We start from the raw sequence: 22,836 nt of genomic DNA, 5'->3' as shown, positions 1-22,836 counted from the left end.
CAGCGCTATAAAGCGAAATAGCAGCTGCTGAATAGGTCGACCGGACAACTATATCTGGCACTGGCGTTACGGGGTTAGCCTAGATCAATTTGGCGGTATTTATTCGTCCAACCTATCTCTCTTTATGAAAATCCCTGTCGAATACACAAAGATAACCCATACAGCTATCAGCTGAGGTTTAGCTATGTTCAGCAACTATCGGGGATTTTGATGGGACGCCGGGGATTTCACGCACCAGTTTTGGTACCAGATAACCGGGTAACTGCTGGCGGAGATGTTCGATTAGCTCCAGCGCTTTCGCATCAGAGACTTCAAAATGTGCGGCACCATTTACTCGGTCCAGCTGATGCAAATAGTACGGAAGTACTCCTGCTGCAAAGAGGGATTCGCTCAACGCACCCAGCGCCTCGCGACTATCATTGACGCCTTTTAATAGCACCGCTTGGTTGAGCAGGGTGACCCCTGCGCTTCGCAACTTTTGCAGAGACTCTCGCACCTCACTATCAATTTCATTGGCGTGGTTGCAGTGCAACACCAGCACGGGCTTCAAGCGGGAACCGGTAAACCAATCCAACATTTTCTGGTTTACCCGGCTGGGAGCAACTATCGGGAGGCGGCTGTGAATTCGCAGCTTATCCACATGGGGAATCTCGGCCAGCTCATCGGTGAGCCAGGCCAGTTGACGGTCACTCATAACCAAAGGATCACCGCCGCTCAGAATCACTTCGCGCAGCTCAGTGCGCGCGCGAATGTAGTCAAGAGCTGCCAGGCTCTGTCTGCGAGTTAGGTGGTTGTCGCCGTAGGGGAATTCACGTCGGAAACAGTAACGACAATTGACCGCACACTGGCCCGCAGTGATCAGTAGTAGGCGCCCGTGGTATTTGTGAACAACTCCAGGCAGAGGGTTAGCCTCTGCCTCTTCAAGGGGGTCTGCACTAAATCCCGGCACTTTCTTCAACTCATCCGCACCGGGTAAAACCTGTAACAACAATGGGTCTTCGGGATCGCCGCAACGCATGCGCCGGACAAAGGGGCGCGGCACGCGTAGGGAAAAGCCAGAAGCTGCTTGCAAGGCCTTGGGGAGCTTACGCGGGTCTAGCTGTAGTAATTGAATCAACTCTGCCGGATCAGTGACCAGATCAGACAACTCATCCTGCCAGCAGCGGGATTCCTGTGTGTCGATAAGCTCTATACCGGGGGCCGATGATGACGCCATCATGGAGATACACTACAAAATAAGAGATTGTATCAGATCCCCCACTGCAATCTCCCGCCACCACTGACAGTGATGCCCCACAAAGGGTGCCGTGACCAGGTAGACATGGGAATTCGCACAAACCCATTAGAGAAATGGCATCTGTTTCAGACCCTATCTAGTGAGTTAGTTGAACCCTCAAATCGATTCCCTAGGGTAATTACATAAACTGAATTTATTTTTGCAGAAACCCTATAAACATAATCAAAAAATCTTCACCAATCTTCTATGGAAAAATATCGGATAGTTGGACTGTATCTTTAAGCAGCCAGAGCCTTAAGGAGCCTCTAAATAACTCCGTAATGCCTCTGCGGGTCTTGAAGGCTGCAGATGTTAGGCGCAGCTCGCCGCGAATGGCCGTAGCCCTTTGCAAGAGCTGCAACGCAGCAGCTGTGGCCTTCAAGGCTCGCCCTTCGGGGCTTGCAGAGCGATTCACACTCCGCGTTGCGACTACTTGAAAGGTCTAGACATTCCTGCGAAGCCGCGCCTTGATTGTGAACCGCTCTGCATGCCAGAGGTATCATGGAGTTATTCAGAGGCTCCTTAACTCTTCTTTACCTGAATTTAGGAATAGACTCATTATCGGCGAAGCAAGTATTCACTCTACCTACCAATAAAAACCCCTACCCCACAAAACACTCCGCTGCAATAAAGAAAACCTACACAGTCGACATTTCCACAGTGAATTCAGGGAGCAAAAAAACATTTTCTTTGATAAATCCAACAAGGATAAAGCAAAGCAAAAATTATTTATTAATAAAATTTTTATCACTAGAAAAAACATCTTCCAAAAACCATCAACAAATATCAAAAAATTCATAATTCCCTTATTCACAACAGGGATAATTCGGTGTTAATTTAAACGCCGGCAAAGAAAAACCATTTTGTCGACCCCGCCAAAGGCGGACACTATCAAGAAATAAATAAAACACCTAAAAGGTGTTCAAACAGTAAGTTTAGAATTACAAAAAGGAATTACCTAATGGAAATGCAGCTTGAATTGCTTGAAGCCAATAAAGACCTACTGATTGAGCAAACTCGCGCACATCCTTTCTTGAAGCGTTGCCGTGAAGGCTCCATTACGCTGGACGAATTAAAAATATTTTTGGTTCAACAAGGGATCTACAGTGGATTTTTTGTTAGATATCTCTGTGCAATGATGGCAAACCTCCCGAGTAACCACGAAGTCCTGGAGCTTGCCGAAAATCTAATGGAAGAGCTGGGCCTGGAACCAGACAGCCCCAAACCCCACGCAGAAATCTATCGCGAAACCCTCGAGCATTTTGGTTTGACCCTGGAAAACGCAGAAGTTTTACCAGGCACTCAACACCTGATCGATACCATGTTCAAAAACTGCCGGGACCTCAGGGCCAGTGCAGGATTGGGCGCCCTATGCCTGGGAGCCGAAGCCCTGGTACCCGATTTATATACAGATATTGTTGCCGGATTCCGCTCTTGCGGCGTAACCGATGCAGAAATGCAATTTTTCCTGCTGCATATTGAATGTGATGACGGCCATGCAGAAACCATTCGCGATATTATGGTAGATATCGGCTCCAAGGATCCCAGCCAACTGGACATAATGCTCGAAGCCGGGCGCCACCTTGTAGAGGCCCGCTTACAATTTTTCGATTCTATTGAAACCGCCTACCACTCCACTAAACATAAAAAAGTTGAAGCTGTTACAGCTTAATGAGCAAGCACTTATCAACCCACTCACAGGTGTTGTTGGAGAAAGCACGGGCATAGGGAAATGCCACCAACATAAATTCGACAGAGATCGAATCATTTTGAGTTAGGTTTTTAAAAATTATTCTGCGATAAGAAAATAAAAAAGGAAAATTTATTAAATATCGCAGAATTAATATGACTTGCTGTGAGAATTGGAGATAACAATGGCTGAAACACTATCACTGGCAAAAAACGAACTGGTTGAACGAGCCAGTGAAGCAATGAAACAGCACCTCAGCACCCCCGAGTGGTCTCTGAGAGAAAAGCTTGCGCTGACTTGCCGAATTTTATTTAACGATGGCCACGACTCCGGCCTGGCTGGGCAAATTACCGCCCGCGCGGAAAAACCCGGTACTTATTACACTCAACGCCTGGGCCTCGGCTTCGATGAAATTACCTCATCCAACTTATTGGAAGTCAACGAAGACCTCGAAGTACTGTCCGGAGAGGGCATGGCCAATCCGGCCAACCGCTTTCACTCCTGGATCTACCGGGCGCGCCCCGATGTGAACTGCATCGTGCATACCCACCCCATGCACGTATGTGCACTTTCCATGCTGGAGCGCCCGCTAAAGATTTCCCATATGGACGCCTGCATGTTGTATGAGGATATTGCCTTCCTCAAAGACTGGCCGGGTGTACCCGTGGGTAACAGCGAGGGCGAGCTGATTTCCGCCGCTATTGGGGACAAGCGTGCAATCCTACTGGGACACCACGGCCTGATTATGGCCTGTCGCTCTGTAGAGGAAGCCTGTGTAATGGCGGTTCAGTGCGAGCGCGCTGCCAAACTGCAAATATTGGCTGAATCAGCCGGCACCATCCAGGATATTGATCCCGAACTGGGCCGCGAAGCCCACGACTGGATTCTCCAGGAAAAACGCACGCAAGCGACTTTTGCTTACTTTGTGCGCCGCATGCAGAGAAAAGGTTATGGCGGCGGGGACGACCCATTAAGTTAAGTGCTTTTGTGCAATGGGCTAAAGCCCATTGCACTGCCGGCTGTCCCAATAATTACAGTTTGGCGATAACAACCGGAACGCCTCCCCTCCATTTCTCTCTGGTATTCGTTCAAGCTCCCACCCTCCTGTATAATCCCGCTCCATCATGCAGGGCTGGCGGTGAAGTCTCTTTTCCCCAGCCAGACGAGTTACCTGCGGCTACCATTTGTGGCGGAAGCGGAGGGCGTTAGCCCAGCCTTGGCCGGAATCGGCTAGAAACAAAAAACTCGTTAAAAATCATATAGATAAATGACTTAAAGGGCTCTATTTGCTATGGCTAGTTACTCCACTAACGAATTCAAGGGCGGCCTCAAGGTGATGCTGGACGGCGACCCCTGCTCAATCGTGGAAAACGAATTCGTCAAACCTGGTAAGGGCCAGGCGTTCAACCGCGTGAAGCTTCGCAACCTGAAAACCGGTCGCGTATGGGAGCGCACCTTCCGCTCCGGTGAAAGCCTGGAAGCTGCGGACGTGATGGATCGCGAAATGGAATACTTGTACAACGATGGCGAGTTTTACCATTTCATGGAGCCCGAGACTTTTGAACAGCACCAAGCCAGCAGCGATGCTGTGGGCGATGCTTCAAAATGGCTCAAAGAGCAGGATATCTGCACTGTAACCCTGTACAACGGCTCTCCGCTGGCAGTTACTCCACCCAACCACGTAATCCTGGAAATTACCGATACCGATCCGGGCCTGCGCGGAGACACCGCCCAGGGCGGCACCAAGCCGGCCACTTTGGCTACCGGCGCCGTTGTGAAGGTTCCTCTGTTCCTGGAAATCGGTGAAACCATCAAGGTAGACACCCGCACCGCCGAATACCTGGGCCGTGCCAAGGAAGACTAAGTACCTCCTCCCCTCGAGCGGCCTACGGCCGCTCATCTCCAGAGCTACCTCCCATGAGCACAGATACCTGGCACCCCACCGCCACTATTGCAGCCCTGCGCCAACGCGCTGCTCTACTCGCTGAAATACGCACATTTTTTGCTGAACGAAACGTTGTGGAAGCCGAAGTTCCGGTGCTATCCCAGCGCGCCACCAGCGACCCCCATATCGAGTCCATCACCACAGAGTGCCGGGGCGAAAACGCCTACCTGGCCACCAGCCCGGAATTTGGTTTAAAGCGTTTACTCGCCGCAGGACTCGGAGATTGCTATTACTTGGGTAAGGCTTTTCGCCAGGGCGAATCCGGCGGTCGACACAACCCCGAGTTCACCATGTTGGAGTGGTACCGCTGCGGTTGGGACGATCACCAACTGATGGAGGAGGTCGCCAAGCTGCTCTGCAGTATTTTGGCGACGGACCAGGTTCAGTCCCTCAGTTACCGGGAATTGTTTTTAAGGGAGCTGCAACTGGACCCCCACAGTGCCAGCGAAGCCGAGCTGATTTCCTGCGTTAAGCGGGAAATGGAATTGTCTTTTGTACCCCGTGAACGCAGTGAGTGCCTGGACCTGCTGATGAGCCACCGCCTGGAACCCACCATGGGTGAGGGCATCACCCTGCTCTACGACTTCCCTGCAGAGCAAGCAGCACTGGCAAAAGTGGTGGCGGACGAACAGGGGACGCCCGTAGCCAGGCGCTTCGAAGCCTATGTGGGTGGATTGGAACTGGCCAATGGCTATTGGGAGCTGACCGACAGCGCGGAACAGCAGCGCCGCTTTGAAAAGGATCTGGAATACCGCCGTGCTAACCAGCGCCCTGTACACCCCTTTGAAGAGCGTCTGGTTGCGGCCCTGGAGCAAGGCATGCCCGAGTGCGCCGGGGTCGCGCTGGGAGTCGACCGACTGCTGATGTTAAAAGCCGGTTACCAATCGATTGAGGAAGTTATCGCCTTCCCTTTCAGTCGGGCTTAGCGGCCGCCGGCGCCGGAGTGTATTGATAGCGGGCAACCTCGCCAACTGCAAAAAAGCCACTATCGAGCAGTAGCTGCTGACGATCCGCCGGCACTAAAGCTACAAGATTTTTATGGTGGCTACCTTGGGCAGCGGTTAGCAGATGCTTGAACAGGGCCCGACCAATCCCGCGACCCCGGTAATCCGGAAGTGTCACCAGGTCATAGAGCCCCAGTGCATCCGCTGCCGCAAACAGGCAACCGGCGGCCACCGGCACACCATCCAGCTTAGCGAGAAATAATTTCAGTCGCCCGCGTCGCTGCTCGGGGATTTCCTGCAGGCCCTGATAGAAGTGCGCCAACTGTGCCCCTTCCAGCTCCCCTGCCGCCGCTGCCTGCACCGCGCCGTAATCAGGCAAGGCCTCCTTTTTCACCGCACTAATAGTCAGCTGTTCCACTACCGGAACCTCGGCAGCGCTGAGTCGGGGTATCTCGGCGGCCATAGCTACCAGGGACTGGCGCCGCTTTAGCCCAAGCTCATCCAAAGCGTCATTGTCCAGGGGTTTGGTGGCACTGTGCCAAAGGGTGAAGGGGCTGTGCCGCTCGGCAAAATAATCCAGCGCAAAACGCTGAATAATGCGCGGCGGCATTACCATATTGGAAATCACCTGATTGAGCCCAATGGAAGGCAGGCCGCTATCACTGCGGACAATACCTGTAATTTCCTTGGTGCAATCTGGAGTTACCAGGCTCGCGCGGTAATCCGCATAAGCCTCCAAATTTCGGCAGGTAAGATTTTTAGCGCTGAGACTATATTTCATGGGTCAAAGGATAGTGCCAAGAACAGTGCCGTTGCATCATTTCCCCAGTGATCCCAGCCCCGCAGCCGGTGTTCGCTACGGGGCGACAAGCCTTACTTCTGTACTTGCGACAGGGCACACTGATCCATGGATAATGCCGGTTCAGCACAGGTGGCTGCCCCGACAACTTTTGCCGGCACTCCGGCCACTAACACCTTTGCCGGTACCGTTTTAAGAACCACACTTCCGGAAGCAATTTGGGCGCACTCGCCAATTTCAATATTGCCCAGCACCTTGCTGCCCGCACCGATTAAAACCCCGTGGCGGATTTTCGGGTGGCGGTCCCCGCTCTCTTTGCCAGTGCCGCCCAGTGTAACGGACTGCATGATGGAAACATTGTTTTCCACTACAGCCGTTTCACCTATAACGATACCGGTCGCGTGATCCAGCAATATACCGTCACCCATACGCGCAGCCGGGTGAATATCCACACTGAATACGACAGAGACACGGTGCTGTAAGAACATAGCCAGGGAGCGGCGCTGCTGCTGCCACAGCCAGTGGGCCACACGGTGAACCTGCAAGGCGTGAAAGCCCTTAAAGTACAGGAAGGGCTCGTGCAGCGAGTGGCAGGCGGAATCCCGCAGGTAAATTGCGTTCAAATCCGCTCGCGCCGCATGCCCTATGGAAGGGTCAGCTTGTAGCGCCTCATCGATAACCTCGCGAATTAACAGCGCCGGTGCCACCGCATTGTCCAGCTTGTTGGCCAGGTGAAAGCTGAGCGCCGCCTCCAGGGAATTGTGGTTCAGGATGGTCGCGTGTAGAAAGCTGGCCAGGATCGGCTCCCGCTCTACCTGCTGCGCCACCTCTATACGAATCTTCTCCCAGATCAGATCCGCCTCAGCCTCGGTGCATGTCGCATCCATTATTGCTTTCTCCATGTTACACAGCCCCCAGGGTCAACGGGGGCTCTAGCAGCGCCGACTGCTGCTCGCGCAATGCCAGTATATGCTCTGCCCAATAACGGGCAGTATTAAACCAGGGAAACGCCTGGGGAAAAGCCGGGTCCTGCCAGCGTCGCGCCAACCAGGCGGCGTGATGCATCTGCCGCAGGCAGCGCAAAGGCTCCATCAGCTGCAACTGCTGGGGATCAAAACTATAGAAGGTTTCATAGCCTTCCAACACTGCATCCAGGTAAGCGGTTTGCTCTGCGCGATTGCCGGAAATCAACATCCAGATATCCTGGATCGCCGGCCCCATCAGGCAGTCGTCCAAGTCCACAAACCAGGGAGTCTCATCCCGCCACAGGAAGTTGCCACTGTGACAATCACCATGCAAGCGCAGCATATCCCAGTCCCGCTCAAACAGCGGGGCTATCTGTTCGATAATGTGGCCCGTGACAGAAGCGTAGGCCTCGCGATTCTCACGTGGCAGGAAATCTCCATTCAGGATAAATTCCCGGCTATCGATTGCGAATCGCTGCAAAGTGAGGGATGGGCGATAGCTGAAAGGTTTGGCGCTGCCGGCCGCATGAATACGACCCAACATGGTCCCCACCTGTTCCAGGTGATCAAAGTTATCCAGCTCCAACTGGCGACCGCCCCGTCGGGGGAAAAGCGCAAAACGGAATCCAGCGGACTCCATCAGGGTGCGCCCATCAAACTGTATCGGTGCCACCACAGGAATTTCGGCCTCTGCCAGCTCCAGAGTGAACTGGTGCTCCTCCATTATCTGCTCATCACTCCAGCGCCCCGGGCGATAGAACTTGGCAATCAACGGCTCGGCATCCTCAATACCCACCTGATAGACGCGGTTTTCATAACTGTTTAGAGGGAAAATACGCGCATCGGAAATCAGTCCGGTAGTCTCGACACAGTCGATCACCACGTCCGGCGTGAGGGCTTCATAGGGATGATGATTCGAGGTCATAGTGGGTACCAACTGGATTGCAGCTGGCTATGCTAACGCGGTCGCGGGGGCCGGGACAAACTGAGAAATGTGCCGCAAGCTAAAGCGGCCAACTCAAGAGGATTTCACGCAGGACAGGAGCGGTGACACCATCCAATGCCAACCGCACAAAAAACTGTCTTAGTCGCCATTTGCCCGCTGTTGCTGCAATAGTTGAACCATTTGGTCACGACCAAAAACTTCGGCAAAATCCTCTGCGGAGTGGCCGGCCTTATTCACCTGCTGCGAATCGCAATCCTGCTTTAGCAGGGTTCGTGCAAGGGCAAACTCACCGCGAAAAATCGCTGCCATCAGGGCAGTATTACCACGGCGATCCTGGGCACAGGCATCTGCACCTCTCTGCAACAGGTAATCCACAGCTTCCCCGTTGCCGTTGTAAGTGGCAATCATCAGTGCGGTGTAACCTTTCGGGTTGCGTACATCCAGGGGGAAACCCGCTTGCGAAAATTCACGCAGCACCTCGGTATCACCAATTCTGGCTGCGGCAAAATAATACTGGGAGAGTTCGGTAAAATCAGATTCCGTTTTTTCCGGCTCCCCTGCCTGAACCCCCAAGGTGAGAAAGAGTAGTGCGAATAAAAATGATCTCATAATTTCACCTGTATAAATTTAGCGGGCGACAGAGGTCGCCCGCACCTGGGTAAAAATTACCGGGCCAGTTTTTTCACGCGATCCAGATCTCCACCAACTGCTTTGGTTAAGCGCTGTCCGTAGTCCTTGTCCGCTTGATAGAAGTGGCTCAGCATAATGTGCTTAGTGTTTTCATCACTCACTTTACCCAGATCACCAGCGAGGTTTTCAATCAGATTCTGGCGCTCTTCAGGACTCAGGCTGCGGTAGAAAGCACCCGCCTGGGCAAAAGGCAGTTTCTTTTCAATGGCCTTTTGCTGGGTGCTGCCATTCAACGCCTTGTTGCTATAAAGACCTTTGGGGTCCTCGGTGCGCGTATCGATACGGCTCGGCTGATAGTTCACATCTGAAGTCTGTTGGCCGTAATTACCCGCCCCATCCTGGTTCCAGTTATTTACGGCAACACGGGGACGGTTGATAGGCAATTGCTGGTGGTTGGCCCCCAGACGATACATTTGCGTATCGGAGTATGAGAACACGCGACCCTGCAGCAGGCGGTCTTCCGAAGGCTCAATACCCGGAACAATATTGGCTGGCGCAAATGCGGATTGCTCAGTTTCCTGGAAGAAATTAGTGGGCACACGGTTGAGTGTCATGGTGCCGACTTTGGTTTCCTTCACGTCCAACCACATTTTGGTGGCGTCCAGGGGGTTGTAATTAAAGCTGTTAAGCTGGGAGGGCTTCAGTATTTTAATAAACAGATCCCACTGGGGGTACTCGCCTTTTTCAATCGCGGCATACATATCGCGAGTTGCGTGGCTGAAGTCCTTGCTCTGAATTTCTGCTGCCTCTTCCGTAGTCAGGTTCTTAATGCCCTGGCGGGTTTTCCAGTGGAATTTCACATAGTTCACTTCACCCTTGTCATTGATAAATTTATAGGCGTGAACACCCCAGCCATCCATCTGGCGCAAGTTAGCCGGTGTACCGTAATCGGAATAGACCCAGCTCAGCATATGGGTGGATTCCGGCACATGGCTAAAGAAATCAAAGAAACGGTTGGGGTCCTGTTGATTAGTCACCGGGGAGGGCTTTAGGGAGTGAACCATATCCGGGAATTTAATCGCGTCGCGGATAAAAAATACCGGCAGGTTGTTACCCACTAAATCCCAATTGCCTTCTTCCGTATAAAACTTGGTGGCAAATCCACGGGGATCGCGCAGGGTTTCCGGGGAACCTTTTGAGTGGATTACTGTTGAAAAACGCACAAACACTGGCGTTTTACTGCCGCGCTCAAACACCGCTGCGCGGGTTAAATCACTGAGGTCAGCCGTCGCAACAAATTCACCGTGAACACCAGTTCCACGAGCATGAACTACACGCTCGGGAATACGTTCACGGGCAAAACGCTGCAATTTTTGAATCAGTTGAACATCTTGCAGCAAATTACCGCCATTTTCTCCGGCGGTTTGTGCGTTCTGGTTGTCTCCGACAGGGGCGCCATTATCGCGAGTCAATGTCTCTGCATTGGCACCGCCTATCAGACCGATAGTTAATGCAAATAAGGGTAAGTATTTCATGGGATTATTTATCTCTACTGCCATCTCTATTACAGGAGTAGAGCTTATAGGGGAGAACAATAAGCGGGAAATTAGACCTTGTTATCGCTCTTATAGCAGGGATCAATAACGGTGAGTCAGAAAGAGCAATTCAGATTTTTTAGCAAGTCAAAATAAAGTAAATGCTCAATCAGATTTTTTTCGCCTGGGCATAAGGTACCAAAGCACAGCGGCAATCAAAAAAAGTGCGGGAATATCTCCCATCAAATTGATTCGCTCTGTTTTATCCACCAATGCCTGCACCAACATAATGACGGCGTGTACAAGGCTAGACCATATAGTGAACCAAATTAAACTGGCATTTGCGGCGGGATTTTTTGCAGCACGTATTAAAAACACCCCCAAGGTAACATAAATACCGATAATCATTTGCTCGTATTCTGGCTGCCGCGGAGTCCAGCCCCATCCTTCCGGCCAAATCCACATCATCATCGGATAAATCGCCAGAATAAAAAGCACTCCTACAACGACCAGCGCTATTGACAGGTATTTTGCTCGAGTTACCTCGTTCATAAATTACTCCCAAATCTCGATCGACTTATTCCTGTAAGTCCCCCGGTAAATGACACACCACTTCCAGGTTATGTCCATCGGGATCAAGTACGTAGGCGGCGTAATAATCCGGGTGATATTGTTCGTAGACAGCCGGTGCGCCATTGTCCCTGCCCCCAGCCTCCAAAGCCAAGCGATAGAATTCCCTGACCACTTGCCGCTCTTCAGCGCGAAAGGCAATATGCAATTGTGGAGTGGTGCTGGTCCCGCCACGAATCCAGAATTCCGCTTTATCTGCCCAGCCAAAGCCCGCCCAATCGTCAAACTCCATCACCAACTGGTATCCCAGTGGCATCAGCGCCTGCTGATAGAAGTCCTTACTGCGTTCATAGCTGTGCACATAAAGGCGAATATGATCAAGCATCGTATAAACCTCGGGAGAGAAGCGGATACTTCTGCAAGATAGCCTAGAGAGGCCGGCAGCGCCGACTTTAAAACGTACGAGACAAAGAGGAGGTTGTGGCAGGTGGTTCACTTCATGCAATCATACCCGCCACTGCAAGGTTGGGATTAGGGGGAGATATACCAGTGATAAATACCGTAAGAAGCGACGCCCAGACCAAAGAACAGCTGCCCCACCAACAAAACCCTGAAAGCGAAAGTGTAACGGGCCAAGTCACCTCGGCGAATGGCATCGTTGGAAAAAATTCTCGCTTCCTCCGGGAATCCCATTTCCAGGGTTTTCAGTGCCGGAACTGCAAGCTTGAGAAGCTGGCGGCTGCGAATGTCCATCAGCCAAAATACAGTGACCAGTATGACCACAAACCCTCCCAGCAACGCCAGGATTAGAGGGTGGAAGTCTTTCTCCATGGCAGTGAAAATCCCGCCCTCAACAAACATGGTTAACACAACAAAAAAATTAAAAACCTTGAGGCGCTGATCGGCGGCGAAGCGGTAGTGATCGCAGAGGTACTGTCCCTGTTCCAAACGGAATCTCCTTAACTGTAAATACCCTTAAAACAATATCCGGAGTTAGAGGGTTACTAACTGTGCAAAGCAGCAGGCATTTACTTGTCTATTTAGCTGAAAATGGCGCAAAAATCGGGGAGGAATTTAACCTCTTGCCCCAATGAAAAGGCCGGGCTATGCCCGGCCAATAAAACCTTCACGCGCCACACCTATGGTCAGCGATTTTCGCGGTGATCAATCAATGCGTCAACCACAGTGGGATCGGCAAGAGTGGAAACATCTCCCAGATTATCCAGCTCATTGCAGGCAATCTTCCTCAGGATACGCCGCATGATTTTGCCGGAACGGGTTTTTGGCAGTGCAGGCGCCCATTGGATAAAGTCAGGCTTGGCAATTGGCCCTATCTCCTTGCGGCAGAGCTCAATTAATTCAGCCTTCAGCTCATCACTGGGCTTATGGCCAGATTTGAGCATTACAAAGGCATAAATCCCCTGCCCTTTGATATCGTGGGGATAACCTACCACCGCTGCCTCCGCCGTATCATTGTGCAGTACCAGGGCGCTCTCAATCTCAGCTGTTCCCAGGCGGTGTCCAGAGACATTTAACACATCATCAATGCGCCCTGTAATCCAGTAATAACCGTCACTATCGCGGCGGGCACCATCGCCGGTAAAGTAATAGCCGGGGAATGCGGAAAAATAAGTATCCAGCATTCGCTGGCGATTGCCGTACACATCCCGAATCATGGAGGGCCAACTCTTTTTAATCACCAGAGAGCCCTCGCCCTCCCCTTCAATCTCCCGGCCTTCGCTATCCAGCAGCGCGGGCTGGACGCCAAAGAAGGGCCGGGTTGCCGACCCGGGTTTCAGAGCCATGGCACCGGGCAGTGGCGTGATCATCTGCGCACCGGTTTCAGTCTGCCACCAGGTGTCCACAATCGGGCAGCGCTCATCGCCCACCACGCTGTAATACCACTCCCAGGCTTCCGGGTTTATGGGCTCACCCACGGTGCCTAAAAGTCGCAGGGAGCTGCGCTCGGTGGCTTTTACAAACTCGTCACCCGCTCCCATCAACGCCCGAATCGCTGTCGGCGCGGTGTAGAAAATATTGACCTGATGCTTATCCACAACCTGCCAGAAGCGTGAGGCATCCGGGAAAGTGGGCACGCCCTCAAACATCAGACTGGTGGCCCCGGCACACAATGGTCCATAGACGATATAGCTGTGCCCAGTGATCCAGCCCACATCGGCAGTACACCAGAAAATCTCTCCCTCGCGATAATCAAAGGTATATTTGAAGGTCATGGTGGCCATCAGCAGATAGCCGGCAGTAGTATGCAGGACCCCTTTGGGTTTACCGGTAGAGCCCGAGGTATAAAGGATAAACAGCGGGTCCTCCGCTCCCATTACTTCAGGCGCGCAGTCCGGCTCCATCTCACCTATGGATTCGCCATACCAGATATCACGCTTACTATCCCAGTCTACCGGTGTGCCCGTTTGTTTAACCACAATGGCCGTATGCACATTAGGGCAGTCCACCAGCGCTTTATCCACATTGGCTTTAAGCGGTACTCGCTTACCGCCGCGAACCGCTTCATCAGCAGTGATCACCAGACGACAATCGGAATCGAGAATACGGTCTTTCAGGGACACCGGGGAGAAACCACCAAATACTACCGAGTGCACAGCGCCGATACGGGCACAGGCGAGCATGGCGTAGGCCGCCTCCGGGATCATCGGCATATAAATACACACCCGATCTCCCTTTTTAACTCCCCGGGATTTCAGCAGGTTGGCCAAGCGGCACACACTTTCATAAAGGCTCTGATAGCTGATTGCCTTACTATCAGCGGGATCATCTCCCTCCCACAGAATCGCAGTCTGCTCGCCACGGTTTGCCAGGTGCCGATCGATGCAGTTTACGGTTACGTTCAACTGGCCATCGGAGAACCAGGCGGTATGACCTTTGTGCAGATCCTCCTCAAGAACCTGAGTGAACGGCTTGTCCCACTGCAAAAAGTCCTTGGCCTGTTGTGCCCAAAACGCCTCTGGGCTCTCTACCGACTGGCGGTACATTGTCTCGTAGTCTTCGGCGCTAATAAGCGCATTGGCAGCAAAACCGGGGGAGACTGGGCGGGTATGCACTTCAGACATCATCTTCTCCTTTATTATTAATATGGCGCTTATCGCTACAGCAGCAGCGAAGCATTCCAGAATCAGGATGTTCCCCTTTATAGCATCACCTTCCAGAAACAATCACCTCTGACAACGGTAATGCTTCACATCGCCGCAACGCGACAGAGCGCACAGCGATTTTAAATCCACGGCTAATGTAGCGGGGGGAGAAAGCAGACATCTAACAAGAACTGATGAAAAACTTAGAGATATTGCGTTGAGGCCAGACCGCAACAATAGAAAACAAATCAACTTAAGTTTGCCTGTACCGGGTTACCAGCCCGGTACATTTAGCAGAGAAAACTAGCGAGATTGGAAAATAAGAAAGCGGTTATTACCCGAGTCGTTGATAATCAACTTATCTTCATAAGCGGTAATTCCGTCGGGCCATTTCAGCGTAGCAGCACTTGGCAACTCCCCCTCGTCAGCAACCCCATTTTGGTTACTGTCGTTGAAGGCACTGCGATCAAAATCTCCCTGCCCCAAGACAACATCTGCCGGAGCGAAATTTTCCTGTGGCCACTGGTTCCAGATCAACACTCGGTTATTATCACTGTCCGCCACAAATAGCTGAATACCGTTCGACCAGATACCACGTCTGAATAAACTCAGGGTTTGTCGACTTGGGGGCAGACTTTCATTGCTGACAAAATCTGCTTGCCCCAGAACTATATCCGCCGGAGCAAAGCTACTAGTAGGCATTGAGTTCCACAGAAGCACCCGGTTATTTTCCGTGTCGGTGATGGCTAACTTTTCTCCATCGCTCCACACATCTCCGGGCGCAGCCAATGTGCGGGCACTGGGCTGCAAAATCGAGCCATCTTGCTCATGGTCGTTAGGGGTGCAATTATCCAGTGTGGACTGGCCCAGCAGCCAATCCGGTGCCGCATCTTCCATTGAGGGCAAGTCATCCCATACCACCACTCGAGCCTTAGACCACGAGGCCGCGAATACGCGCCCCTCCGCAATCATCGCACTGGTATATATGGAGTGGTTACCCTGGCAGTTGTCCTTCGATAGTTTGGCACTAGGCAATGCCCGACCATCTTCGGGAATAGTATCGTAAACATAAATACTGTGGTACTCGGGGCCCAAAAAATAATTTATTAAAAGTTTTCCGCTATCAAAACTGATATTTGTTGGCCCGCGACCAAAATCTCCCACGCTGCTTTCGTCGAGACTATCTTCATTGAGCGCTGCATTGGCCGGTGCTCCATTACTTGCGGGGATCGAATTAAAAATTAACACCCGATCATTTGTAAAATCGGGTACGAACAACTTCCCCTCACCAGTAACGGCAGCGGAACCCCGGGGGCCCTCGCCAAGATTCTTTGCATTGATGGCGGTCAAAGTACTGGAAAAATCATCCTGGCCGATCACGACCTGCGCGCTGTCAAAATTCTCAAAGTACAATGGCACAGTAAAATTGTGCTGTTCAGCGGGGAGATCCAGGCCAGCGGGGTCTTTGGCTTCAAGGTGCAGGCTGCGATCCTGCCCGGACAGCCAGCGGCTCTTGGGAGCTATCACCAAGGTGTCGTCATTAAAGCGCGACTGGGACCAGGTCAGAGTGTATTCATCATCCAGCAAGGAACCGCTAATTTGCAGGCTGTCGCGATCTATCGACTCGGAAAACTGTACCGTGATTGCGCCATCCTTCTCCAAACGCTCCTGTGCTGGAGATACACTGACTACGGAAGGGGCATTTTCATCCACGGTATAGTGAGCATCAACCTCTGCCATCTGGTTGCCGGCTGCATCCTGCGCGGCAATTGTCAGGGAGAGTTCTAGCCCCTTTGCCCACTCCGCTATCGGGGTTAAGATCAGGGTGTCCTGATCGACTTGAGAGAGCTCTCCCATTTCCTGCATGGCGCCACTTAGGGACACATCCTCCAATGCCACCGCTTCGCTAAAATCCAGCAGTAGGGTGTCGGTTGCTGCAATAGAGGCCCCGCTGGCGGGAGTCAGTGTCAGGCTCGGCGGAGTGGTATCCACAGGCGCAGGATCTTCACCACCACCGCTGCCACCGCTGCCACCGCTGCAGCCATAAAACGCGGAACTGATCGCCAGTACCAATGCGGTTTTGATAAACTTGCTATCGGCTTTAAAAAACTTGCCTTCCACCACTGCCTCCTGCAGCCATTTAAATAGCCGACAGGGTATTCAGTCTTACCTGTTTATTGCCACAGCAGTCACTGCCAATCTGGACCCTAAAAATGACAAAACCTAACAGGCTGGGTGCTGCGTCACAAAAGGAGAATTTTCAGGGATACTGCGCTAATCGTACTGACATCTGGGAGCCACCGGCTTCGCTGGTATTAATCAACCTATCGGGCCTAACTGTGACAATGCCCTTTTTACCGATCTAATTTTATTGATGCTAACAACTTAGTTAGCTCTGGATACACTTATCAAGTCTCTAAGTTGCCCAACAGTATGTTGACTAAAAACTATTATTCCCATCCTTTGAAGAAGCGCAGACACAACACCAGAGCCCATTATTTTTGTTCCTGAAAAACTGCCATCGTAAACATAGTTACTTCCGCAAGAGGGACTATTTTCCGTAAGCACTGCATACTGGATATTGTGTTTCCTGCATAATTCCAGAGCCAGTTTGGCCCCCAGCATAAATTGCTCAGTTAGATCCGTTCTATCACTACCTATAACCCCAGTAGTTCTGTCTAACACCTCTGTTCCATTTGCGCCACAGATCTCAGCCGGCACCCTCGGAATAGGCAATCCCGCCGCCACTTCCGGACACAAGGAGACAATTCCCTGAGTATCCACAAGCCACTCAAAATCATCGATATTGGCCTCAACACTACTACCGTCATAGCGCACGGCGCAGTTCAAAAGGCAGGAACTAACAAGTATTTTGGCCATATACATCTGAAGCTATAGTGGACACAATAGGAAGCCGTACTCTACCGCAACTGAGCCTAGGCTACTGGACAACGCAGGTTTTCTGACCAGTAAATTAAGACAGAAAACCTGAATAGAAGGACAACTAAATCCTAGCCTGACGAACAGCTCGTAAATAAACTCATTAGAGTAATAAACCATGCAGCGTTCATTCATATTATTGATAATTTACTTGTTGGCAATCCCAGTCGCTAACGCCAAACAACTGGCAATTACTTTCGATGATGCCCCCCGTAAAGCCGATGGTTATTTTGATGGACCAACCCGGGCCAAAACATTAATTGAAAACATAGAAGAATATAAAGTTGGCAAAGTAGCCTTCTTTTCCAATACTCAATCCTTCGATAAGGAAGGGTTGGAGCGGATGCTCCGCTACGATAGGGCTGGGATATTATTGGCAATCACACCCATAGCCATCCCAATTTTCTGGAAACAGGGCTATCCACTTATCAAGCAGATTTTTTGCAGGCCCACCAGCTGCTTCAGCAATTTGACAACTTTAAAACCTATTTTCGCTTTCCCTATCTGCGCGAGGGCGAAACTGTCGAAAAGCGCGATGGTATCCGGGATCTACTACAGAAAAATAACTATCAAAACGCCTATATCACCTTAAATAACTACGACTGGTATATCGAAGAACTTTTCCAGACAGCAGTGAAAGACGGAAAACCAGTTGATATGGAAAGACTCTCCAACTTTTATGTCGACGTTCTTATGGCGAGCATTAAGTACTACGACGATATGGCAATTAAATATCTCGGGCGCTCCCCAAAGCACGTCATACTGTTGCATGAAATGGATATTTCAGCCCTGTTTATTGGTGATCTGGCTGAAAGACTGAGGAAGGAAGGCTGGGAGATAATTCCTTTAGAGGAGGCCTATCGGGACCCTATCGCCAAATACCAACACGCCCAACCGATTAAATATAACCCTGGAAGAATCGGCGAAATCGCTCTAGCTAAAGGACAAAAGAAAAATCTCTGGCACTACACCCTGGACGAGTCCTACCTGGAAAAGAGGTTTAATCAGGAAGTGTTATTAATGTCTGATCAATAAGCGGCGGGGATGCTACAGGGCACAACGCCCTGTAGCGAAAAGAATCAGGCTTCGGCTAGCTGAACCGGAATCGTATTAGTGCTGCGCTCTACCTTGTTGTTCTCATCCAGGTAGACCAACTTGGGCTTGTGGTTATCGGCTTCGCCCTCTGTCATCTGCGCATAGGAAGCGATAATAATGCGGTCACCCACCTGCACTCTGCGTGCAGCGGCGCCGTTCATGGAGATAATACCGGAACCGCGCTCGGCGAGGATCACATAGGTGTGGAAGCGCTCGCCATTGCTCACATTGTAAATATCGATTTTCTCGAATTCACGCAGGCCAGCCAGTTCTACCAGGTCCTCATCAATTGCACAGGAACCGTCATACCAGAGTTCGGCCTGAGTCACTGCGGCCATGTGCAACTTGCACTTCAACATTTCAATTTGCATAGTTGGATGCCCCTCAGAGTTCCAGGGAAACATTGTCGATCAGGCGCGCTGCACTGGTGTACATAGCTCCCAGGATCGTGATTTCTTTATCGTCATCTGCCGCTGGCTGTAAATCCTTGCTGTAACAGATGGAGAAGTAGTCAACTCGAAAGCCACTCTCTTCAATTCGCTTGCGCGCCTCTGTCTCGAGGTCGGCGAAATCCCGGCGTCCAGCCACAATTTCATCCTTGGCCCAGTTAAGTAACTGGTTGAGCACGGCAACCTTCGGTCGCTCTTCCGCAGTGATATAACCATTCCGAGAGCTCATTGCCAAGCCATCTTCCTCACGGTGCACCGGCGCCGCCACAATTTCCACCGGCATACACAGGTCTTCCACCATACGGCGGATCACTGCTAACTGCTGGAAATCCTTAATCCCGAAAATAGCCTTATCCGGCTGCACAATGTTGAAAAGCTTCGAAACTACGGTGGTGACCCCTTCAAAGTGACCCGGTCGGCTCGCGCCGCACAGGACATCGGTCATCGCCGGACAAACCACGCGGGTCTGCTGGTCCATGCCGTTGGGGTAAATCTCACTCTCATCCGGATGGAACAAGAAGTCACAGTCCGCTTCCCGCAGGCGGGCCATATCCCGCTCCATAGTGCGCGGATACTTATCCCAATCCTCATTCAAACCGAATTGCAGTCGGTTGACGAAGATAGATACCACAACCAGGTCGCAGTGTTGCTGGGCGATTTTGACCAGCTCTATATGGGCATCGTGCAGATTGCCCATGGTTGGCACAAAGCCGACGGTCTTGCCGTCTTTGCGGGCCTGGGCCAGCGCCTCGCGCAGACTTGCTACGTGGTGGAAGACTTGCATCTTGCTACCGCTCACTATGAATCAGCGCGGCATCATACTCGCTGAGACCAGGTGTCTCAACATAGCAAAATTGCCGCTCTCAATAAGATTTCGCCGCAGAATCCAGCCTGTGGCCCCGCCAGACAATCTCTGCCCATACCTGAACTGCTAGTCACTATCGACGCCGTCGATTGCCGCCGAATTTTACCCCATTCAGTTCAGGAAGTGTTCAGACCCGCCAGGGCAAACTTCACGCCAAGATACACAAAAGACCTGATCTGAAAGAAAAGAGCCCCACGCTCGGGAGAGATGTTATGAAACACCTCACTACTGCCATCGCCACCCTAAGCCTGCTGCTGATCGCAGCACCCGCCCTGTCCGAGTCACATCGCGGGCACCAGCGCGCCATGGACGACCACCACAAATATGGAAGAGCCGAACGCGAGCAGCGCCACTTAAAGAAACAGCACGACAAGCATCACGACCGCCAGCAGGAAAAGAAACGCCGCAGACAAGAGCGCAAGAAAGAAGAGCGCAGACGTGAACGCAGAGAGGAGCGCCAGCACCGCCGCGAAGTTCGCCACGCCTATAAAGAGGGCTATAACAAAGGGCATAGAAAAGGCCACAAGCAGGGCCACCGCCACGAATACCGCGCGGCACACAGACCGGTTTACCGCCACGGTTATCGCGGCCACCGCCCCCACTACCGCCCCTCGCACTACGGTTATGGCTACCGCTGGCGCCACTTGCCGCGTAATTTCGTCAGTATCAGTATCGGTACAGCGGGCTTCTACTATAGCGATGGAATTTTTTATCGCCCGGCTTCTCACGGCTACGTAGTAGCCCAGGCCCCCCACGGCGCCATCGTGCACAGCCTGCCAGCATCAGCACTGACCGTGGTAGCCGGTGGACACAATTACTACGTGGCTTATGACACCTACTACCTGTGGGACCATAGCCACCGCGGCTACCGGGTTGTCCCCAAGCCGACCTATTACTGATTACCCAATCCCCCCCTCCCTGCGGCCCTCGGGCCGCCTTTTTTTACTCAAATTTGCGCAGATCAATCACCTTCTTAAGCCCCCTGTCGCAGAGTGCAAAAGAGCTGGCCATCCACTCGCTCCCCATTTACTTTTCAGTGCGCAAAAATTAGCGTTTTTTTATCTATAGTTATTGCTTTCCGGCCCTGCTGGGCCCAAGATTCGCGCCCGCCAATATCAACAGAAAGGCGCCATGAAAAAGCAACAAGTAAAAGACTGGACTTGCGAAGATTCGGCCGAGCTCTACGGCATCCGCAATTGGGGCGCCGGATATTTCGATTTGAACGAAGATGGTGAAGTTTCACTGCAAGTCGACGGCCCCAACGGGGTAACACACAGTGTTTCGCTGATGGACATTGCCCGAGGCGCCACCGAGCGCGGCCTGGGTATGCCCCTGCTATTGCGTATTGAGAATTTACTCGAAGCGCAGATCGCCCGGATTAACGAATCCTTTGCTCGCGCTATCGACGATTGCGGCTACGGCAATGTTTTTCGCGGCGTGTTCCCCATTAAGGTGAACCAGCAGTGTCAGGTCATTGAAGAAATTGCCAATGCCGGCCGCCGCTTTAACCACGGCCTGGAGGCGGGCAGTAAAGCAGAACTTATCGCTGCCCTGTCCATTCTGGATAACACCGAATCCCTGATCGTTTGCAACGGCTATAAGGACGAGGAATTTATTAACCTCGGACTGCAGGCCCAACGCCTGGGCGTACAGGTTTTCTTCGTCGTGGAAACGCCCTCGGAAGTGGAGACCATTATCCGCTGCGCCGAGCGCGAGCAGGTGCGCCCAAATATCGGCGCACGGGTAAAACTCGCCTCCAAGGTGGGCGGCTACTGGAATGCGACCAGTGGCGACCGCAGTATTTTCGGTCTGGGCAGTAACGACCTGATCGCCATGGTCGATCAACTGCGCAACCACGATATGCTCGACTGTCTCAAGTTGTTGCACTATCACCTGGGCTCGCAGGTACCGAATATCCGCGACATCCGCACCGGAGTTTTGGAAGCCTGCCGCTACTACGCCGATCTGGTGGAAGAAGGCGCACCCATGGGCTACCTGGATCTGGGCGGTGGCCTGGCGGTGGATTACGATGGCAGCAAGACCAATTACACCCACTCAAAGAATTACTCCCTGGACGAGTACTGTGTCGATGTAGTGGAAGCCATTATGGGCACCCTCGATAGCGAGGGAGTCGAACATCCGGTGATTATCACCGAATCCGGCCGCGCCACTGTAGCCTACTCCTCTGTACTGCTATTCGATATTCTCGACACTACCCGTTTCGAGCCGGTGGAGCTGGAGCACACCAAGATCAGCGAAGGCGACCACCAGATGCTGCTCAACCTGCAGGACGCAGTGCGCAGTATCACCCCCAAAAACTTGCAAGAGAGTTACAACGACGCACTCTACTACCGCGATGAAGTGCGCTCTCTGTATCTGCACGGCCAGGTGAGCCTGCGCGAACGCGCCAATGCGGAAAACCTGTTCCTGCAGAGCGCCCAGGATATTCGCAAATTACTCGATGAAGCCGAAGAGATTCCCGCAGACCTGCAAGCTCTGCCGGAGGTACTGTCGGATATCTACTACGCCAATGTGAGCGTATTCCAATCGGTACCGGACATCTGGGCTATCGATCAGGTATTCCCACTGCTGCCGATCCACCGCCTGGACGAAGCGCCGACGCGCTCCGCCATCATCGCCGACATCACCTGTGACTGTGATGGTAAGATCGACCGCTTTATTGGCCGGGAAAAAGAGCAGAAAACCCTGCCTTTACACGAGCTAAAGGATGGCGAGGACTATATTCTCGGCACCTTCTTAATTGGCGCCTACCAGGAGACCCTGGGTGACCTGCACAACCTGTTTGGGGACACTAATGTTGTGAGTGTGCGCATCCAGGAAGACGGGAGCATAGACTTCAGCCACGAGATTCACGGTGACAGTATTTCTGACGTGTTAAGCTACGTGGAATACCAGCCCAAGGCGCTGTTTGAGCGCTTCCGCCGCCTGGCAGAACGCGCCGTCAAGCAGGGGTTGATTACCGCCGCCCAACGCAAACAGATTTTGCAAACCTATACCGCCAGCATGAGCGGTTACACCTACTTTGAAAAATAAATTTTAAAAATGAGGCGCCAACGCCTTTG

Annotated in this window: 21 protein-coding genes; 7 read left to right on the top strand and 14 right to left on the bottom strand. The window is 52.1% G+C overall.

What is annotated here, in order from left to right:
- Positions 1-178: 178 nt before the first annotated feature.
- Positions 179-1,219: an EF-P beta-lysylation protein EpmB gene (gene epmB / locus ACJJI8_RS07900; RefSeq protein WP_444934731.1), complete on the bottom strand. Its 1,041-nt coding sequence runs from the start codon at positions 1,217-1,219 to the stop codon at positions 179-181.
- 1,018 nt (positions 1,220-2,237) lie between these two features.
- Between epmB and ACJJI8_RS07895 the strand changes: the two genes are divergently transcribed.
- The 4 genes from ACJJI8_RS07895 to epmA all read left to right on the top strand — a co-directional run bounded on the left by ACJJI8_RS07895 (position 2,238) and on the right by epmA (position 5,837).
- Complete coding sequence (locus ACJJI8_RS07895) at positions 2,238-2,948, top strand: iron-containing redox enzyme family protein (protein ID WP_413664160.1); 711 nt, start codon at positions 2,238-2,240, stop codon at positions 2,946-2,948.
- A 202-nt stretch (positions 2,949-3,150) separates the two neighbouring features.
- A complete protein-coding gene (locus tag ACJJI8_RS07890) occupies positions 3,151-3,945 on the top strand; it encodes an aldolase (protein WP_444911975.1) in 795 nt (264 codons plus the stop codon).
- Between the two features lie 312 nt (positions 3,946-4,257).
- Positions 4,258-4,830 carry an elongation factor P gene (gene efp, locus ACJJI8_RS07885; RefSeq protein ID WP_108731510.1) on the top strand — a complete coding sequence of 191 codons (573 nt, stop codon included), beginning with the start codon at positions 4,258-4,260 and terminating at the stop codon, positions 4,828-4,830.
- Between the two features lie 53 nt (positions 4,831-4,883).
- Positions 4,884-5,837 carry an EF-P lysine aminoacylase EpmA gene (epmA, locus tag ACJJI8_RS07880; RefSeq protein ID WP_444934730.1) on the top strand — a complete coding sequence of 318 codons (954 nt, stop codon included), beginning with the start codon at positions 4,884-4,886 and terminating at the stop codon, positions 5,835-5,837.
- On the opposite strand, the gene ACJJI8_RS07875 is transcribed toward epmA, so the two are convergent.
- The 11 genes from ACJJI8_RS07875 to ACJJI8_RS07825 all read right to left on the bottom strand — a co-directional run bounded on the left by ACJJI8_RS07875 (position 5,824) and on the right by ACJJI8_RS07825 (position 17,284).
- Positions 5,824-6,636 carry a GNAT family N-acetyltransferase gene (locus tag ACJJI8_RS07875; RefSeq protein ID WP_444934729.1) on the bottom strand — a complete coding sequence of 271 codons (813 nt, stop codon included), beginning with the start codon at positions 6,634-6,636 and terminating at the stop codon, positions 5,824-5,826. The genes epmA and ACJJI8_RS07875 overlap by 14 nt on opposite strands.
- 92 nt (positions 6,637-6,728) lie before the next feature.
- Positions 6,729-7,556 (bottom strand): serine O-acetyltransferase, encoded by an 828-nt coding sequence (gene cysE / locus ACJJI8_RS07870; protein WP_413664156.1) that lies wholly within the window; start codon positions 7,554-7,556, stop codon positions 6,729-6,731.
- 1 nt (position 7,557) lies between these two features.
- Complete coding sequence (locus ACJJI8_RS07865) at positions 7,558-8,544, bottom strand: SrkA family protein kinase (protein WP_444934728.1); 987 nt, start codon at positions 8,542-8,544, stop codon at positions 7,558-7,560.
- Positions 8,545-8,703: 159 nt separating this feature from the next.
- Positions 8,704-9,174, bottom strand: a complete 471-nt coding sequence (locus ACJJI8_RS07860; RefSeq protein ID WP_444934727.1) for an ankyrin repeat domain-containing protein — start codon at positions 9,172-9,174, stop codon at positions 8,704-8,706.
- A 56-nt stretch (positions 9,175-9,230) separates the two neighbouring features.
- A complete protein-coding gene (locus ACJJI8_RS07855) occupies positions 9,231-10,730 on the bottom strand; it encodes a catalase (protein WP_444934726.1) in 1,500 nt (499 codons plus the stop codon).
- A 165-nt stretch (positions 10,731-10,895) separates the two neighbouring features.
- A complete protein-coding gene (locus ACJJI8_RS07850) occupies positions 10,896-11,282 on the bottom strand; it encodes a DUF6632 domain-containing protein (RefSeq protein WP_444934725.1) in 387 nt (128 codons plus the stop codon).
- 25 nt (positions 11,283-11,307) lie between these two features.
- Complete coding sequence (locus ACJJI8_RS07845) at positions 11,308-11,685, bottom strand: VOC family protein (protein ID WP_444934724.1); 378 nt, start codon at positions 11,683-11,685, stop codon at positions 11,308-11,310.
- A gap of 146 nt (positions 11,686-11,831) precedes the next feature.
- The gene (locus ACJJI8_RS07840) at positions 11,832-12,248 is read right to left on the bottom strand and encodes a hypothetical protein (RefSeq protein ID WP_444906581.1); all 417 of its coding nucleotides are present in this window, start codon (positions 12,246-12,248) and stop codon (positions 11,832-11,834) included.
- Between the two features lie 197 nt (positions 12,249-12,445).
- Positions 12,446-14,383 (bottom strand): acetate--CoA ligase, encoded by a 1,938-nt coding sequence (gene acs, locus ACJJI8_RS07835; protein ID WP_444934723.1) that lies wholly within the window; start codon positions 14,381-14,383, stop codon positions 12,446-12,448.
- Positions 14,384-14,707: 324 nt separating this feature from the next.
- Positions 14,708-16,525, bottom strand: a complete 1,818-nt coding sequence (locus ACJJI8_RS07830; protein ID WP_444934722.1) for an Ig-like domain-containing protein — start codon at positions 16,523-16,525, stop codon at positions 14,708-14,710.
- Positions 16,526-16,789: 264 nt separating this feature from the next.
- A complete protein-coding gene (locus tag ACJJI8_RS07825) occupies positions 16,790-17,284 on the bottom strand; it encodes a 2-thiouracil desulfurase family protein (protein WP_444934721.1) in 495 nt (164 codons plus the stop codon).
- A 429-nt stretch (positions 17,285-17,713) separates the two neighbouring features.
- Between ACJJI8_RS07825 and ACJJI8_RS07820 the strand changes: the two genes are divergently transcribed.
- A complete protein-coding gene (locus ACJJI8_RS07820; protein ID WP_444935154.1) occupies positions 17,714-18,379 on the top strand; it encodes a polysaccharide deacetylase family protein in 666 nt (221 codons plus the stop codon).
- A gap of 44 nt (positions 18,380-18,423) precedes the next feature.
- Here the strand turns inward: ACJJI8_RS07820 and panD are convergent, their stop codons facing one another.
- Positions 18,424-18,810: an aspartate 1-decarboxylase gene (gene panD, locus ACJJI8_RS07815; protein ID WP_413664143.1), complete on the bottom strand. Its 387-nt coding sequence runs from the start codon at positions 18,808-18,810 to the stop codon at positions 18,424-18,426.
- Between the two features lie 13 nt (positions 18,811-18,823).
- Entirely contained in the window at positions 18,824-19,672 is an 849-nt protein-coding gene (gene panC / locus ACJJI8_RS07810; protein WP_444914939.1) for a pantoate--beta-alanine ligase, read from the bottom strand.
- Positions 19,673-19,965: 293 nt separating this feature from the next.
- Between panC and ACJJI8_RS07805 the strand changes: the two genes are divergently transcribed.
- Both ACJJI8_RS07805 and speA read left to right on the top strand, forming a co-directional pair.
- Positions 19,966-20,652: a DUF6515 family protein gene (locus tag ACJJI8_RS07805; protein WP_444934720.1), complete on the top strand. Its 687-nt coding sequence runs from the start codon at positions 19,966-19,968 to the stop codon at positions 20,650-20,652.
- A 232-nt stretch (positions 20,653-20,884) separates the two neighbouring features.
- Positions 20,885-22,807, top strand: coding sequence for a biosynthetic arginine decarboxylase (gene speA, locus ACJJI8_RS07800; protein WP_444934719.1), 1,923 nt, complete (start codon positions 20,885-20,887; stop codon positions 22,805-22,807).
- Positions 22,808-22,836 lie beyond the last annotated feature (29 nt).

Source organism: Microbulbifer maximicatervae (SeqCode), assembly GCF_052467695.1.
Note: the sequence above shows the minus strand (reverse complement) of the source record. Positions and strands in the feature narration are given on the sequence as shown.

Bases quoted from the DNA above. Each gene is read 5' to 3' on its own strand.
- epmB (WP_444934731.1), bottom strand. From the start codon at position 1,219: ATGATGGCGTCATCATCGGCCCCCGGTATAGAGCTTATCGACACACAG.
- ACJJI8_RS07895 (WP_413664160.1), top strand. From the start codon at position 2,238: ATGGAAATGCAGCTTGAATTGCTTGAAGCCAATAAAGACCTACTGATT.
- ACJJI8_RS07890 (WP_444911975.1), top strand. From the start codon at position 3,151: ATGGCTGAAACACTATCACTGGCAAAAAACGAACTGGTTGAACGAGCC.
- efp (WP_108731510.1), top strand. From the start codon at position 4,258: ATGGCTAGTTACTCCACTAACGAATTCAAGGGCGGCCTCAAGGTGATG.
- epmA (WP_444934730.1), top strand. From the start codon at position 4,884: ATGAGCACAGATACCTGGCACCCCACCGCCACTATTGCAGCCCTGCGC.
- ACJJI8_RS07875 (WP_444934729.1), bottom strand. From the start codon at position 6,636: ATGAAATATAGTCTCAGCGCTAAAAATCTTACCTGCCGAAATTTGGAG.
- cysE (WP_413664156.1), bottom strand. From the start codon at position 7,556: ATGGAGAAAGCAATAATGGATGCGACATGCACCGAGGCTGAGGCGGAT.
- ACJJI8_RS07865 (WP_444934728.1), bottom strand. From the start codon at position 8,544: ATGACCTCGAATCATCATCCCTATGAAGCCCTCACGCCGGACGTGGTG.
- ACJJI8_RS07860 (WP_444934727.1), bottom strand. From the start codon at position 9,174: ATGAGATCATTTTTATTCGCACTACTCTTTCTCACCTTGGGGGTTCAG.
- ACJJI8_RS07855 (WP_444934726.1), bottom strand. From the start codon at position 10,730: ATGAAATACTTACCCTTATTTGCATTAACTATCGGTCTGATAGGCGGT.
- ACJJI8_RS07850 (WP_444934725.1), bottom strand. From the start codon at position 11,282: ATGAACGAGGTAACTCGAGCAAAATACCTGTCAATAGCGCTGGTCGTT.
- ACJJI8_RS07845 (WP_444934724.1), bottom strand. From the start codon at position 11,685: ATGCTTGATCATATTCGCCTTTATGTGCACAGCTATGAACGCAGTAAG.
- acs (WP_444934723.1), bottom strand. From the start codon at position 14,383: ATGTCTGAAGTGCATACCCGCCCAGTCTCCCCCGGTTTTGCTGCCAAT.
- ACJJI8_RS07825 (WP_444934721.1), bottom strand. From the start codon at position 17,284: ATGGCCAAAATACTTGTTAGTTCCTGCCTTTTGAACTGCGCCGTGCGC.
- panD (WP_413664143.1), bottom strand. From the start codon at position 18,810: ATGCAAATTGAAATGTTGAAGTGCAAGTTGCACATGGCCGCAGTGACT.
- panC (WP_444914939.1), bottom strand. From the start codon at position 19,672: ATGCAAGTCTTCCACCACGTAGCAAGTCTGCGCGAGGCGCTGGCCCAG.
- ACJJI8_RS07805 (WP_444934720.1), top strand. From the start codon at position 19,966: ATGAAACACCTCACTACTGCCATCGCCACCCTAAGCCTGCTGCTGATC.
- speA (WP_444934719.1), top strand. From the start codon at position 20,885: ATGAAAAAGCAACAAGTAAAAGACTGGACTTGCGAAGATTCGGCCGAG.